Below are 14,541 nucleotides of genomic sequence, written 5' to 3'. Positions count from 1 at the left end.
GTAGCTCACTTGTCCGCCAATCATATTACATCCCAAATCGCTTCATCCTGAAAATCAGTGGCTTGGTGGTCGTACTTACAGTCAGGAAAGTCCATTGGGCTGGCAGGGCATTTTATATGGACGAATACACGTTGATTTCTCTTTTCTCGCGGTGCATGAGGTGTGCACAAAAGCGATATTGCTGGGAGAGCGTTCGGTTCGCATCCGAAAGGTCGAGGGTTCGACTCCCTTCGAGTCCATAAAGCGCCGTATCGTGTTAAACGATACGGCGTTTTTTTTGCCGTTCTTGGCAAAATCGTGCATCATTCGTCTTGACAGCGCAAAGTGACGTGTACCGAACTTTTCGGCATAATGTTCATAGCTTCACCAGAAGTTTTGTCAAAAACGACAATTCCCCCATTCGGAGTACCCAGCCCCCTAACGGGTGCTTGTTTAAGGTCCGTTTTCCGCCCACTCGGAGTACGCACCGAGAGCGAATGACTCTTAAATTCTTCAAACTCCTCCAGCGGAACATTGAGGATTCCCGATTCCAAAAACTAACTTCTGTTATAGCACTGCATCTTGTTCTATGATACAATCAAGCTATAATAGAGGCTGCAGATGGTATCAAGGCCGTATTCATCCATCTGCAGATGACCCGGAAGACTCTTGCGAAGCTTGCGAGCCATGATCGGGGAAAGCATATATTTTGTTTCATACCGTTGGAAGGTCATGGGAACCTGTTGGTTTTGCATCATGAGCAATTGCTTCTTTCGTGTGATTTACTCCCGGAAATATTTTTTACATTTTTTAGTATAATGAGGGAACTTTAAAGGAACCTTAAAGAATGGACTGAAAATGTGAAAGGCTTGTGAAAAGGCGGATCTCTGTAATCCAGATCGCTTTTTGAATACCATATAAAAAAAGAACCCGTTTCCGGACAAATTCGTTGGAAGCAGATTTGTTCGGAACGGACTCTTGTAGCCGATATGCAAAGTCATGAAACATATAAAATAGGAAAAGCGTCAAAAATCATCTTGGCCAGCGCTCTTTTCTGGACATGAGTGGCGCGAATGGTACATGAGGATGCGTCTGGTACCAGTAAGCTGTGGTAGCGACATCATCCTGACGTTCAAAAAGACCTCCGTGACTGGCACCAATCTGCTGCAGAGTTACCTTAAGGTCCTTCTCAAAAAGGATAGGATCAAGAAGGTGCCAGCGGTAGAAGCTACGTTGTGGCATCTGATCATCATTGTGGTAATCATTATGAAGGAAGGTATCGTGGCTAGAGTAGTAAGGATAGCCAAGATACGGAGTACAGTACTGATTTTCAACGGTTTGGCCATTTTGCTGTATTGCAAAGCTCCAGGCACCGCCGAAGTAATCTTCTGTTCCGGTTCCGCAAATGGTTGGATAATCCTTGTCTCCATCGATGTAGAATTTCATCTCACCTTCTCCGTACCAGTAGCGTTCGAGGCTGGTAAGCGCAAGATAAGTTCCAACGTACTGGCCTTTCCCTTTGATGTTGTCGAGGACAACGTAGTCTTTTGCCTTTTCCGTTATGCGCTGACGACGCCACTGGGCATGGAAATAGGCAGCATCCTCCGGAACCGTTGTCAGGCAATAGTCGATCTGATAAAAGAAGGCCGGAATCGGCTCATCGCACTGATTTTCAATGGTAATACGGGCGTTTTTACGGAACGGCATCGGGAAATAGCTGTTGAAACCACGGGTCGGATTGACAGCAATCGGGACTGAGTTTACCTGGTAGGAAACACCGAAGCCGCAGCAGAAGAAATCGCCAAGCGGGCATTCAACGGATGGGAATTCTTCATCGTCCCAGTACATGCGCAGAACAAGATCCCGCAGAACATAACGGTTACGTTCACTGGTACGATCTGTAACGGTGATCCAGATGTGCTGAATCATGCCTTCTCCCTGGATCTCACCAAGTGTTACGGTCTCTCCTGCTTCTATTTTCGGGATACACGGGGAACCTTTTCTGGACGGACCAAGATCGCTGGATGCCATGCCGCCTTTTCCTTTTTCTCCGTTCCGGTTTTCCCAGTTGATGGAACGGGACTGTCCGTTTTTCAGCCGGAAAATATTCTGTAAACCACAATCAAACATCATATATTCCTCCTACTCACAAATGAGCAACTGTCTTTTATGTTGAATTGAATTCATTCAAACAATTCCGCTTAACAGGTACAGTCTCCACCCATGTTCCAGTTGATTCCTTGAAGGGGATTGCTTGCAAAGTTGTTATTATTGTACACTTTTATTTGTATAAAAGCAATGTGCTACTGCCGTAAATCTTTAGCACCACACTCATAAATGCATAGCAGTACATGGACTGTGGTGTAGACATCATACTTTGAGAACATAATCAGCCCTTCTTCGCGTACTTTGCGCGCAGTTCGTTCACGACCTGTTGATAGCTGGCTTGACCGTTGCCAATGCGATCAAGGTTGCTGCGTGTATCTTTGCTGATGGTCATTCCCTCAATGGCAAAGGTGCCATACACATTGCGGAGGTTGCTCTTGTGCTGGGCAGGGGTAGTGTACTTGACGCTCATGGTTTGGCCCCCTCCTAATTTACATGATACTATATAAAGTTTATCGTGTATGCGTACTCTTGTCAATCCATAACTTGCTGTCAAACATAAAAAGCGCAGCTTTCATCCTTTCCGAGTAGAAGTTGCGCTTTTACGGTACATCGTATTTTATTGTAAATTGAGATGCGATACATCTGAACCCCATGTGAGTTACATCTCAAGGGCCTGTAGCTCACTTGTCCGCCAACCATATTACGCCCCAAACAGCTTCATCTTGAAAATCAGCGGCTTGGAGACCATACTTGCGACCCTAAAAGACCGTTTGGATGTCAGAATATTTTATATAGACGAATATACGTTGATTTTCCTTTTCTCACGGTGTGCAAGGTGTGCACAAAAGCGATATTGCTGGGAGAGCGTTCGGTTTGCATCCGAGAGGTCAAGGGTTCGAATCCCTCTAGGTCCACTTTTAGCAGCAGCGTGATTTTAATGCTACTGCTTTTCTTTTTGTGTGTACACAAACCACACGCTGGCTTTGGAATCTAGAGGGATTCGAACAGCACCGCCCTGCCGCAGGCAGGGTAAACAATCCGCCCTGTGGGCTGTTGCTTAGTGCGCGGGTTCCAACCAGTAGGAATGTCTACCGCGTTCAGAGTAATGGAAATCTCATAAAATGAACTGAAGAAAATCCTCCAAAATAAAAACGCAGCACACCCCCATTCTATGGACTGCACTGCGTCTGAGCGTCTGGCGTCTTGCTTGATTCAATTATTCTGCCGCCAATTTCAAGAATTTCTTGTCCGACTGGATGCTCTGGGTCACAAACTTCCCATTCCGGAACAATGCGTATGTTGTGACCGATGCGGGCACATTCTGAGCCGTCTCTTTCTCTGTGATGTGGATGGCTTTGAACGGAATCCCATGTTCCTTTGCCGCCTCCTGCACCTTTGGCACCCAATAATAGGTGTAGGGGCACTGGTCGGTATAATAAAGGACAAAGCCATTTTCCTCCACCTTGGGGTGCTTGGCACAGGCCTTGAATTTTGGCGGCGGGGCACTCTCTGCAAGGGGCAGGTACATGAGGTTGATGCCGCAATCGGAGATGTCCGAAACCTTAAAGCCCTTATGGGTCAAAAAATTGGGGTCCGCGAGAAACTCCCGTTTGCGCCCCTCGGCACACAGAATACAAACGCCGTTTTTGCCCTGCGCCTTGGCATCCCGAAGGCATTCCTCCAGCAGTTCGCTGGAATAGCCGTGCCCTTTCAAGGAACCGGAAACCCACAGACAGTCGATATAAAGCCAGCCTGCCGCATCAATGGGCACCCATGCGTTTTCTGCCGGGATGTACTCGATAAAGCATTTGCCCCGCTCTGCACTGCGGTAAAAGACAAGCCCCTCCTCAAAGCGCTGCTTGAGCCATTCCTTCTTGGCAAAGCTCTGTTTGCCGGACATGGCACAACAGATGTGTTCCTTGTCGATGTTTTCTTTGGTAACTCTGATATAATCCATCGAAGTGCTCTCCCCTCTCTTTATGCCTTCTCCGACACAGTGACCTTTTCATTTTTGGCTACGGCTTACCACATCCGTCCATCGCCGCCCTTGCGTACCCAGACGGCCACCGGCTCCATGATGCCGCCGCAGTCGGAGGCACGGTCGCCGGGTTCTTCGTCCACATGAAGGCTGGACAGGCTCACAAAATCTTATGCAGCTCCTGCACAAGGTCGCCGATCACAATGGGCTTGGACAAAAAGCCGTTCATGCCGCTCTCCAATGCGTTGCGGCGGTCCTCGTCAAACGCATTGGCCGTCATGGCGAGGATCGGGAGCTTTGCCCGGGCCGGGTCATCCAGTGCGCGGATCGTCCGGGTTGCGGTATAGCCATCCATCACCGGCATCTGCACGTCCATTAGGATCAGATCATAGCTGCCCGGCGCAGCGGCGCTGACCTTTTCCACCGCCACTGCGCCGTTTTCAGCTGTATCGACCTGGAAGCCGTACTCCCGCAGGATCTCCTGCGCGATCTCACGGTTCAGCTCATTGTCCTCCACCAGCAGGATGTGCTTGTCCTTGAAATCCGCATTCTTTTCGGGCAGGAGTTCCTGCTCTGCATCCGTCTGCTTCTGGCCGAGGGCGTTCATCAGGGTCTCCCGCAGGTCGGACATGAACATGGGCTTGGAGCAGAAGGCGGTCACACCGGCCGCCTTTGCCTCCACCTCGATGTCCGACCAGTCATAGGCGGTCAGGATAATGATAGGCGTATCGTCGTTCAGGCTGCGGATCTGGCGGGTGACTTCGATGCCGTTCATGTCCGGCAGCCGCCAGTCGATGATATAGGCATGGTAGGCGTCGCTCATCTCGATGGACTGCCGCGCGCGCAGCACCGCCTCCTTGCCGGAGAGCGTCCACTCCGCGCGCATCCCCACCTTGACCAGCATCTTCGTCACGCTGTCGCAGGTGTTGAAGTCGTCGTCCACCACCAGTGCCTTCAGGCCTTCCAGCTCGATGATCTTTTCCACCGGACGGTGCTCCGCCTGCGGGCGCAGCGGCACACGGATGATAAACTCGGTACCCTTGCCCTGCTCCGTCTGGACTTCGATGGTGCCGCCCATCATATCCACGATGTTTTTGGTGATGGCCATGCCAAGTCCGGTGCCCTGTATCCGGCTTACTGTGGAGGTGCGCTCCCGCTCAAACGGCTCGAAGATCTTCTGGGCAAACTCCGGACTCATGCCAATGCCGTTGTCCTTGATGCGAAACTCGTACTGCCCGCAGCCGCGCACCTTTCCGGCAAGCTGCCGGACGCGTACCGAGACCGTGCCGCCCGCCGGGGTAAACTTGATGGCGTTGGACAGCAGGTTCAGCAGGACCTGATTCAGCCGGGTCTTGTCGCAATAGACATCCTCGTCGGTCACATCCATGGCATCCATATAAAGTTCCAGCTGCTTGGCGTAGATCTGCCCGCTGACGATGGTTTTCAGGTCGTGCAGCACATCGGACAGGTTGACCTCCACTTCTTCCAGATGGAGCTTTCCGCTTTCGATGCGGCTCATGTCCAGCACATCGTTGATGAGGGAGAGCAGGTGCTTGCTGGAGGCAAGGGTCTTGGCGAGATAATCCTTCACCCGCTCCTTGTCGTCAATGTTGCTGACCGCCAGCGTGGTAAAGCCGATGATGGCGTTCATGGGGGTGCGGATGTCGTGGGACATATTGGAAAGGAAGGTGCTCTTGGCGCGATTGGCGGTCTCGGCGGCAGCCACTGCATCTGAAAGCGCCTGATTCACCTGCTTGTCGGCTGTGCGGTCGGACATGACGAGGATGTATTTGGCTCTGCCCTCCACCTCGCTGCCCATGGCGATGATGTGGAACCAGCGCTGCTCCCCGGTCTGCTGATGCAGATACTCAAAATCCCATTCGCGTTGTCCCCCGCTGCGAAGCCCATCCAGACAGACTTCGTCGTTTTTCGGGGCGTTTTTCGTGCGCAGCTTATCCAGAACATGGATGTTCTGCCGGACTTTCCCTTCCGACACGCCCAGCAGACGCTCAATGTTCGGGCTGACGTAATCCACTTTGGAGGTCTTTGTGTCCAGCATCAGGAAGACGTCGTCCACGTTCAGCGAGAGCTTCTGGAACAGCTCGTCCCGGTACAGGATCTCGGTGTTCTTCTGGCGCAGCGTGGCGTGGCTCTTGCGCAGGAGGAGCAGGATGACCGTCGCTGCAAGGCAGAGGGCGATGCCTGTCACGATCTGGATCGTCCGGAACCAGAGCTTGTCCAGATTGGCATTGACGACCTTGACCGGGACAAGGCCCAGCATCGTCCAGCTCTGGACGGCTGTGCCCTCGTAGACCAGATAATAACTGGTGTCACCCAGCTTTACCTTCATGTTTCCGCTGCTGCCCTGCTCAAACGCATCCGAGAGGGCAAGGATCTGCTCCTCCGAAAGGTCGGAGTGGTCGCGCAGCACCGCGATAAAGTTGTAGACCGGTTCTGTGGCGTTTACAGAATTGTCGATGACCACCCGCCCGTCCGAGTAGACCACATAGTTGCTGGCGCTCCCCTGAAAAGCAGAATTGTCCAGCGCTTTCAGCACAGCATCGTTATAGTACGCGATGGCGATGGCATCGTAGTCGAAGTTCCGGTAGCTGCCCTGTATTTCGGGACAGATGAACACGAGCATCTGGGGTTTGCCGGGCAGTACCGCATTCATGACGATATCCTCGCCATCGGAGAGCTTTTCGTCCAGATTGGTCTGCAAGCCGAGGTAGCCCGTTTCGCCGGACACGGTCATATAGTTTCCGTCGTAGGAAAGAAAGTAAAAGTCGGCAAATCCGGTGTCCTGCTGTGCCTTCTCGACATATGCCTGAATTTCGCCTTCGTCTGAGGTATTTTTCAGAAAGCCGTTGTACAGATGCAGATAGGTCAGGTTCTTGCGCACCAGCTCCTTCAGCATATTGTTGGATTTATGCAGGACCTCTTCCAGATGCGACGTGCTCTCCTGATAGACCGTCTGCGACACATACGAGATGTACTGGCAGCTGACGCCGACCAGCAGCCCCAGCAGCAGGAGGGTGACGGCGGCGGCAGGGAGCCATTTCCGCCGGGAGCGGCCTTTTCGTTTGGGTTCACGCATTTCGTCTGCCATTCCGCTCACCTCAGTCTCATGTAGTTTTCCGGCTCTGCAAGCGCTGCGCCGCCGCCGGAAACGTAATCGCGCCATGCGTCCTTTACCCATGTACCTTCGTCCGTGACGGCGCGGCCTTCGTCTGCAAACACCGCGGTCATCTGCTTTGTCGTGGCCAGACAGGTCACGGTGACGGTATCATCCTCCCGGAGCGGCTGGCCGTTCCGGGTGATGCCGGTCAGGGTATAGCTGCCGCCTGCCTCTTTTACCTCCATGGTGATGCCGCTGGCCACCGGCAGAGAGCCGCGGTTGAAGGGCACAAAGCCGCCCTCACAGCCCTCCACAAAGGCGCGGAGGGTCTCCTTCAGCTCTGCGCCGGTCATGGTGCGCTGGTAGGCCATCAGGCCGTTCGGCATGATCATGGAGACGGCCATCTTCTGGGTATAATCCGCCCGCAGCACACTGCCGGTAAAGCTGTTTGCGGCGGCGATGAGCACATCCGTGCCATACACGCCGCGCAGCGTGTTCGCCATGACGGAGAAGGAAGCGCTGCCACCGTTTTTGTGGAAGACATTGGAATAGCTCTTCCCAGAGGTCAGCACCGTCTCGTCCGTGGTGGTCTTTTCCGTGAGGAGCTGGGCGTTGAAGTCCTGATACGCCTGCTTTGCCGTAAGCTTGCCCGCGATCATCCGGGAGACCACATCTTTGGAGATGGAGAAGAAATCGTTGGAGGCGATGCGGATGTACATATGGTTCTCTTCCACCACCGGGCGGATGTCCTTCATGTATTCGGTCAGGCGGAGGCTGACGTTCTGGCTGTAGCTCAGCAGATCCTGTCCATCGGAGATGACGTGGTTCTGTCCCCCCTCGGAGAGCATGACGTTCAGCACCTTCATGGCCTTTTCGCGGCGTGCGCTGTCCTGCTCCAGCTCCCGGTTCAGGGCGATCTGGAAATAGGGGGTGGTCATGATCCACTTTTCGCCGTTCTGGCTGAAGAAGGGCAGAAAGGTCGTGTCGATGCCCTCCTCCTGAAACATCTTCACGCCGGCGGAGCTGCCAAAGTACATGGCCACTTCCCCGTTCCGGAACAGGTTCATCACGTCATCGTAAGTCAGCCCAAGGTCGTCCGCCGTGAGGTGGGTATCTTGAATGAACTGGGCCATCCGCTCGAATGCCCCCGGCCAGACAGTGTCGTCCAGACCCACCCGCTCGCTGTTGGCGGGGTCGCTGTAGGCGGTGCGCCACTTGCGCCCCTCCGTAGTGGTAAGCTCGGCAGCCGAAAGCCCCTGCAGCGTCTCCATGCAGGTGTAGTCGTAGGCATAATCGGCGGTAAAGCCGCGGATGCCTACCTTCTCGAAGGCCTGACAGGCCGCCACAAAGCTGTCGTAATCGGTAGGCAGCGGGATGTCGTACTGCTCGAACAGGCTGCGGTTGACCACGAATCCGTGGGCGTCGGCGCACACCGGCAGCCAGTTCACGCTGCCGTCCTCATTTTTGAAGCTGTTGAGGTAGGCGTTATAGACCGCGCCCGCCTCGTTGGTGGTCGCAAGGTTCATCAGGCTGTCCTTCAGGGGAGCTGCATCGTGCAGCGAGAAGCGGCAGCTGGTGATGATGTCCGGCAGGCCGCCATTCTCCTGCAAGAATTTGTAAAAGTCCAGATCGTTGTTGCCCACGATGAACTCGATGTTCACGTCCGGCAGCTGCGCCTGGACATAGGGGGCATAGGTCTCGTACAGCGTGGTGTTCCACAGATACACCTGAATGGTCTCAGCGTCTTCCTTCATCTCCGCCCGTTCTGCCACCTTTCCGCTGCATCCGGTCAGCAGGGATACCCCCAGCACCAGTGCCATAAGCAGGGAAAAAAGGCTGCGCAGTGTTTTCTTCTTCATCAAACGATTCACCTCATGACCCGACGACAGCCTGCCGTCTCTCGGCAGGCTGCTTCGGTCTTCTTGTCTGTTCCATCACAACTCACGGAAAGGACGCCGCAGTCTCTCTTTGTGTGCATCCTGTTTTACGCCCCCAATACCACAACGCCATTGGAAAGGCACGTCCACAGCAAAATGACGATACAAGAATATTCTATCATTATAACGCCGGGGTTTCAAGGAATTTTAACATTTTTTCAAAAACATCGACAAACAGCAGCCCCTTTGCGGCCTTTCGTTTTCTTTTTATTTCAGCGATCCCAAAAAAATGGGCAAAGCACAGGAGCGGCCTGCACAAAAAAAGAAGCAGCTGACAAAAGCTCAGCTGCTTCTCCGGTGTGTTCCGGATATGTGGTTCAGGATTCCGCCGCCTTCTGTGCCCGGATGTCCTTTCCGACAAAGAGGCAGGGCAGGAAGGAAGCGAGGCGGCTGGAGATCTTCTCGGTATAGAGCCGTTCCAGCAGCGCGCTTTCGGTGATGTTGGTGGTGACGATGGTGGGCAGCTTTGCGCCCAGACGGTTGTTCAGCAGGCTGTAGAGGGTGCTGATGAGGAAGCTGGAGTTGAACTCCGAGCCGAGGTCGTCGAGGATGAGCAGGTCGGCCCCGGCAGCGGTGCGCAGGAGCGTCTCCTCTTCCCCGGCGGGGTCTTGCCCGAAGTGCAGGGCTTCCAGCTTCGAGAAGAAATCGGGGCTGGACACATAGATGACGTCGAAGCCCTTTTCCAGCACCTCTCCGGCGATGGCCAGCGCGGCGTGGGTCTTGCCCAGACCGGCGTTGCCCAGAAGCACCAGACTGGGGCTGGTGCGGTCAAATTCGTCGGCATAGCCCTTCAGCTCGGCCAGCTGTCCGGCCATGTACCTGCGCGCCGACTCGCCGACATCGGCGTCCTTCTCGTCGGGGTAATAGCGCAGCTCCATGGTGTCGAAGCTGGAAATGGAGAGGCTGGACAGGGCCTCGATCTCCTCCCGGCGGAGCTGCTGCATCACCTTGTGGACGCATTCACAGGTGCGCCCCTTCACCACGCCGGTATCCTCGCAGAGCTTACAGGTGAAGCGAGGTTCCAGTGCGTCAGCCGGGCGGCCGCTGGATGCCAGCAGCTCCGAGAGCTTCCTGCGGGCGTCCGCAAGGGCGGCGGCGGCCTCGGTGCGGTCCCTGCCCGCCGCACCGGCCAGTGCGCAGCGGATGCCCCGCACCCGCACCTCTTCCTCGGCGTGGCGCAGCCCGGGCAGGGCTGCTTCGGCCTCTGCGCGGGCATCCTCTGCCCGCGCCCGGGCCGTCTGACGCCGCCGGGCGACGGTGCGCAGGGCCTCCTGATACAGTTCGTTCTTGGTACGCATAGTGTCTCCTTATGCCGGGTGTCACTCGGGCTTTTTCTTGAGGGAGCGGCGGCGGGCGGCGTTCTTGAGGAAGTCGTTGCCGCTGGGGGCTTCGCGGTCCACCCGGATGTTCCGGCTGGCACCGATGGACGCCACCGGGCTGCGCACATCGTGGATGTTCCGCAGGCCCTTGGCGTTCCATGTCTTGAGGATGCTGTTCCAGTACCACAGGTCCCGCTTCGGCCCGGCCTGCACCGCGGCCTCCTGCACCATGGCGTCATCGTAGCCGTACACCTCATACCACCGGGCGATGGCCTTCCGCCCGCCGAGGGTAAGCTCGCTGTCCGGGATGCCCAGCAGAGAGGCGACGTACTGCTCCCGGGTCTGGCGGAGGGCCAGCAGCTTGAGGTGGGCGTCGGCCTGTTCGCCGGTCTCCACTCCCTCGGCCCGCCAGACCTTCAGCTCGTGGAGGACGGCGGCCATGGTCCGCTTGCCCCGGCTGGCCACATAGGCCACGCAGAGCATGACCGTCTCGGGGGCATAGCCCTCCTGCACATAGAGGTTGACCAGCTTTTCCATTTCGATGTGGGTCAGCGGGCGGGCAAAGCCCGTCTGGGCGCAGTCGATGAGGCTGGAGATCATGGGGTCGGTGCGGCTTGCGGCGGCGATCTCCGCCCACGTCATGGGGGCGGGGGCCGAAGGCTCTGCGCCCGGGGCGGCGTTCTCGTCGTAGCGCTCCAGCAGCCCCGCGCCGGCCCAGAAGGAGAGGGCGCTCTCGGCAGAGATGCGGCTGCGCAGCTTCAGGTCTGCGCAGAGCTTGTCCGGGTCGGTGATGCCGGTGGCCAGCACATACAGCGCCACCCGGACGTTATACTCCTCGGCGATGCCCAGCTTGGAAAAGATGAGCTGCGGCACCGGGATGGTGTCGCCCTTGAGTTCCTTGATGCGGTAGATCATTTGTCTCCTTCGCTTTCTGCTTCCTCATCCTTCGGCGGCGACCACGGCTCCGAGTCCAGAATGGAGGGCCGCTGCTTCCAGTACGCGGTGTCGGCGCTGTAGGTAGAGGACAGGTACTCCGCCGCCTCCGCCCGGCCCTCCTCCGTCAGGGGAAAGACCTTCTGCCGCCGCAGGGCCGGGTCGGTGCGGTCCAGCGCCCACGGGTCGGGCCAGATGTCCACCGTGAGGACGGCCTCCTCCTTCTGTGCGCCCTCGCCGCCGTCCGGGTCGGGCACGCTGCGCTTGCCGGGCGAGAGCAGGTAGCGCATCCCGTCCTCGTTGCCGCTATATTGGTTCTTACACTTGAAATAGTGCAAAAGGGGTACAAAGATCATGGCGTCCCTCTCCGTTTTCTTTCGCCGAAATGATAAGAGCGCCAATTCTTGACGAATCAGCGCTCTTTTTGTGGAGCAGGATACGGGACTCGAACCCGCCGCCTACTGCTTGGGAAGCAGTCGCTCTACCGGATGAGCTAACCCTGCGTTTACCTGTTTATTGTAGCAAAGGGCGGCGGTTTTGTCAACAGCTTTTTGGCTCGAATCCCGCCGGGGCGGTCGATTTTCTGCTTTTCGGACAAAGAAATGGTAAAAAGATGGATTCTCCCTGTAAAATACAGTATAATAAGACCCAAAGAAAGACCCAAAGAGCGTTTACTTCGGAAAGGAATCAAAACTATGGGAATCGTAGTCATCGGCGCAGTTTTTGTGGACATCAAGGGCTATCCTCTCTCCACCTACATCCCCGGCGGACGGAACGCCGGGCGGATGGAGCAGGTGCACGGCGGCGTGAGCCGGAACGTGGCGGAGGACATTGCCAACGTGGAGCTGCGCCCCACCTTCGTGAGCCTTGTGGATGACAGCGGCATGGGGCAGGACGTCATCGACAAGCTGGACAACCACAAGGTCAACACCCGATACATCCAGAAAGTCCCCGACGGCATGGGCACATGGCTGGCCATCTTCGACAACGACGGCGACGTCCACGCGGCCATCTCCAAGCGGCCCGACACCACCCCTCTGACCGCCCTGCTGGAAGAGAAGGGCGACGAGATCTTCCGGGACTGCGACAGCATCGCCATCGAGCTGGACCTCGAGAAAGAGACCGTCAAGCAGGTGCTCCACTACGCCAAGAAGTACAAAAAGAAGGTCTTTGCCGCCGTCTCCAACATGAGCATCGCCATGGAGCGCCGCGACTATCTGCAGCAGATCGACTGCTTCGTCTGCAACCAGCAGGAGGCCGGGCTGCTCTTCTCGGACGACTACGGCCACCTCTCCCCCACCCAGATGGCTCAGGTGCTGGCCCGGAACGTCCACAGCGCCAATATGACCAGCATGGTGGTGACGATGGGCGGTCTGGGGGCCGTCTACGCCCAGCACGACGGGGCCTGCGGCGTCGTGCCCGCCAAGAAGGTGGACGTCATCGACACCACCGGCGCAGGCGACGCCTTCTTTGCGGGGACGGTCATCGGCCTGACCTACGGCAAGAATCTGGCCCAGTCCTGCGAGATCGGCAGCCGCCTCGCCGCCTCGGTCATCTGCATCACCGAAAACGTCTGCCCCCGCTTCCGCCCGCTGGAATTCGGGCTGGATGTACCGGTGGTGGACTGACGTTGCCTCCCTCTGAGCACAGGAGTTTCTGCTTCTGTGCTCATTTTTTGATACGACCCTTCGATTCCTTCGATGGGTCTTCTGCTTCTTATCAGAAAATCGGTTGAATCCCCTCCCCGGCTGTGATACACTGGGGGTATTGAATTTGTGAAAAGAGGAAAATCCAATGAATCAAAAACAGCACAAGCGGAGCGCCTTTTCGGGCAAGATCGGATTCGTTCTCTCCGCTGCAGGCGCGTCGGTGGGCCTCGGCAACATCTGGCGCTTCCCCTATCTTGCGGCCAAGTACGGCGGCGGCATCTTCCTGCTCATCTACATCATCCTCGCCTTCACCTTCGGCTACACCATGATCGTGGCCGAGACGGCGCTGGGCCGGATGACCAAGAAAAGCCCGGTGGGCGCGTTCGCCTCCTTCGGCAAAACGGGCGGGCTTTCCTTCGGCGGCTGGATCAACGCCATCATCCCCATCCTCATCGTCCCCTACTACTCGGTCATCGGCGGCTGGGTCATCCGGTATCTGGCCGACTACATCGGCGGCCACGGCAGCGAGCTGGCGGCGGACGGCTATTTCTCCGCCTTCATTTCCAGCGGCCCGTCGGCGGAGATCTGCTTCGCCATCTTTACCGTCTTTACCCTCTCCATCATCTTTGCGGGCGTGCGCAACGGCGTGGAGCGGGTGTCCAAGGTGATGATGCCCATCCTCGTGGTGCTCTCCGTCGTCATCGCAGGCTACTCCGTCACCCGCCCGGGCGCGCTGGAGGGTGTGAAATACTTCCTCGTGCCCAACATCGCCAACTTCTCGTGGATGACCGTCGTGACCGCAATGGGGCAGATGTTCTACTCCCTCTCCATCGCTATGGGCATCCTCGTCACCTTCGGCTCCTATATGAAGAAGGACGTCTCCATCGAGGAGTCCACTGAAAACGTGGAGGTCTTTGATACCGCCATCGCCATCATGGCGGGCCTGATGATCATTCCGGCGGTCTTCTCCTTCTCCGGCGGCGACCCGGACACTCTGCAGGCCGGCCCGGCCCTCATGTTCATCACCATCCCCAAGGTGTTCGAGAGCATGGGCCTCGGCACAGTGGTGGGCATTCTTTTCTTTACGCTGGTGCTTTTCGCCGCTGTCACCAGCTCCATCGCCCTGACCGAGAGCGCCGTCTCCACCTTTGAGGACGAGCTGGGCTGGGACCGCAAACAGGCCACCATCCTCATCGGCATCATCATGCTGGTGCTGGGCAGTCTGTCGGCTCTGGGTTACGGCCCGCTGGCCCGGTTCACGGTCTTCGGGATGCAGTTCCTCGACTTCTTCGACTTCCTCACCAACTCCGTCATGATGCCCATTGCGGCCATCACCACCTGCCTGCTGGTGTCCCGGGTCATCGGTGTGGAGAAGATCGAAGAGGAGGTCACGCTGAACGGCAAGCCCTTCCGCCGCAGACGCATCTTCAACTTTATGATAAAGTATCTCTGCCCCATCTTCGCGGCCATCATCCTTGTCAGCTCGGTGGCCAACGCCCTCGGCGTCATCTCCATGTAA

At 56.6% G+C, this 14,541-nt stretch carries 11 protein-coding genes and 2 tRNA genes; 3 read left to right on the top strand and 10 right to left on the bottom strand.

All coding sequences use genetic code 11. From position 1 onward, the window contains the following. Positions 1-1,011 precede the first annotated feature (1,011 nt). The gene (locus ACT8X9_RS00880) at positions 1,012-2,112 is read right to left on the bottom strand and encodes a glycoside hydrolase family 172 protein (protein WP_444267811.1); all 1,101 of its coding nucleotides are present in this window, start codon (positions 2,110-2,112) and stop codon (positions 1,012-1,014) included. 256 nt (positions 2,113-2,368) lie between these two features. Continuing rightward, positions 2,369-2,557, bottom strand: a complete 189-nt coding sequence (locus ACT8X9_RS00875; protein ID WP_249238221.1) for an antitoxin VbhA family protein — start codon at positions 2,555-2,557, stop codon at positions 2,369-2,371. Between the two features lie 383 nt (positions 2,558-2,940). Between ACT8X9_RS00875 and ACT8X9_RS00870 the strand changes: the two genes are divergently transcribed. Next, a tRNA-Ala gene (locus ACT8X9_RS00870) sits at positions 2,941-3,002 on the top strand. Between the two features lie 302 nt (positions 3,003-3,304). Here ACT8X9_RS00870 and ACT8X9_RS00865 read toward each other — a convergent pair. The 8 genes from ACT8X9_RS00865 to ACT8X9_RS00830 form a co-directional block, all read right to left on the bottom strand. Then, positions 3,305-4,045, bottom strand: a complete 741-nt coding sequence (locus ACT8X9_RS00865) for a GNAT family N-acetyltransferase (RefSeq protein WP_444267810.1) — start codon at positions 4,043-4,045, stop codon at positions 3,305-3,307. Between the two features lie 65 nt (positions 4,046-4,110). Then, a complete protein-coding gene (locus ACT8X9_RS00860) occupies positions 4,111-4,230 on the bottom strand; it encodes an RNHCP domain-containing protein (RefSeq protein ID WP_444267809.1) in 120 nt (39 codons plus the stop codon). Then, complete coding sequence (locus ACT8X9_RS00855) at positions 4,227-7,175, bottom strand: ATP-binding response regulator (RefSeq protein ID WP_444267808.1); 2,949 nt, start codon at positions 7,173-7,175, stop codon at positions 4,227-4,229. The genes ACT8X9_RS00860 and ACT8X9_RS00855 overlap by 4 nt, the downstream gene beginning before the upstream one ends. A gap of 5 nt (positions 7,176-7,180) precedes the next feature. Next, complete coding sequence (locus tag ACT8X9_RS00850) at positions 7,181-9,043, bottom strand: extracellular solute-binding protein (RefSeq protein WP_444267807.1); 1,863 nt, start codon at positions 9,041-9,043, stop codon at positions 7,181-7,183. Between the two features lie 395 nt (positions 9,044-9,438). Continuing rightward, the gene (locus ACT8X9_RS00845; protein WP_444267806.1) at positions 9,439-10,419 is read right to left on the bottom strand and encodes an ATP-binding protein; all 981 of its coding nucleotides are present in this window, start codon (positions 10,417-10,419) and stop codon (positions 9,439-9,441) included. A gap of 21 nt (positions 10,420-10,440) precedes the next feature. Next, complete coding sequence (locus tag ACT8X9_RS00840) at positions 10,441-11,355, bottom strand: DnaD domain-containing protein (RefSeq protein ID WP_444267805.1); 915 nt, start codon at positions 11,353-11,355, stop codon at positions 10,441-10,443. Beyond that, positions 11,352-11,729, bottom strand: coding sequence for a hypothetical protein (locus tag ACT8X9_RS00835; protein WP_227620031.1), 378 nt, complete (start codon positions 11,727-11,729; stop codon positions 11,352-11,354). The genes ACT8X9_RS00840 and ACT8X9_RS00835 overlap by 4 nt, the downstream gene beginning before the upstream one ends. A gap of 71 nt (positions 11,730-11,800) precedes the next feature. After that, positions 11,801-11,876, bottom strand: a tRNA-Gly gene (locus ACT8X9_RS00830). Positions 11,877-12,068: 192 nt separating this feature from the next. Here ACT8X9_RS00830 and ACT8X9_RS00825 point away from each other — a divergent pair. Together ACT8X9_RS00825 and ACT8X9_RS00820 are read left to right on the top strand one after the other, a co-directional pair. Next, on the top strand, positions 12,069-13,001 hold the full coding sequence (locus tag ACT8X9_RS00825; RefSeq protein WP_444267804.1) for a carbohydrate kinase family protein: 933 nt from the start codon (positions 12,069-12,071) through the stop codon (positions 12,999-13,001). Between the two features lie 166 nt (positions 13,002-13,167). Further along, positions 13,168-14,541, top strand: a complete 1,374-nt coding sequence (locus ACT8X9_RS00820) for a sodium-dependent transporter (RefSeq protein WP_444267803.1) — start codon at positions 13,168-13,170, stop codon at positions 14,539-14,541.

Source organism: Faecalibacterium sp., assembly GCF_052358865.1.
Taxonomy (GTDB): Bacteria; Bacillota; Clostridia; order Oscillospirales; family Ruminococcaceae; genus Faecalibacterium; species Faecalibacterium butyricigenerans.
This window is presented reverse-complemented; position numbering and strand designations above follow the sequence as displayed.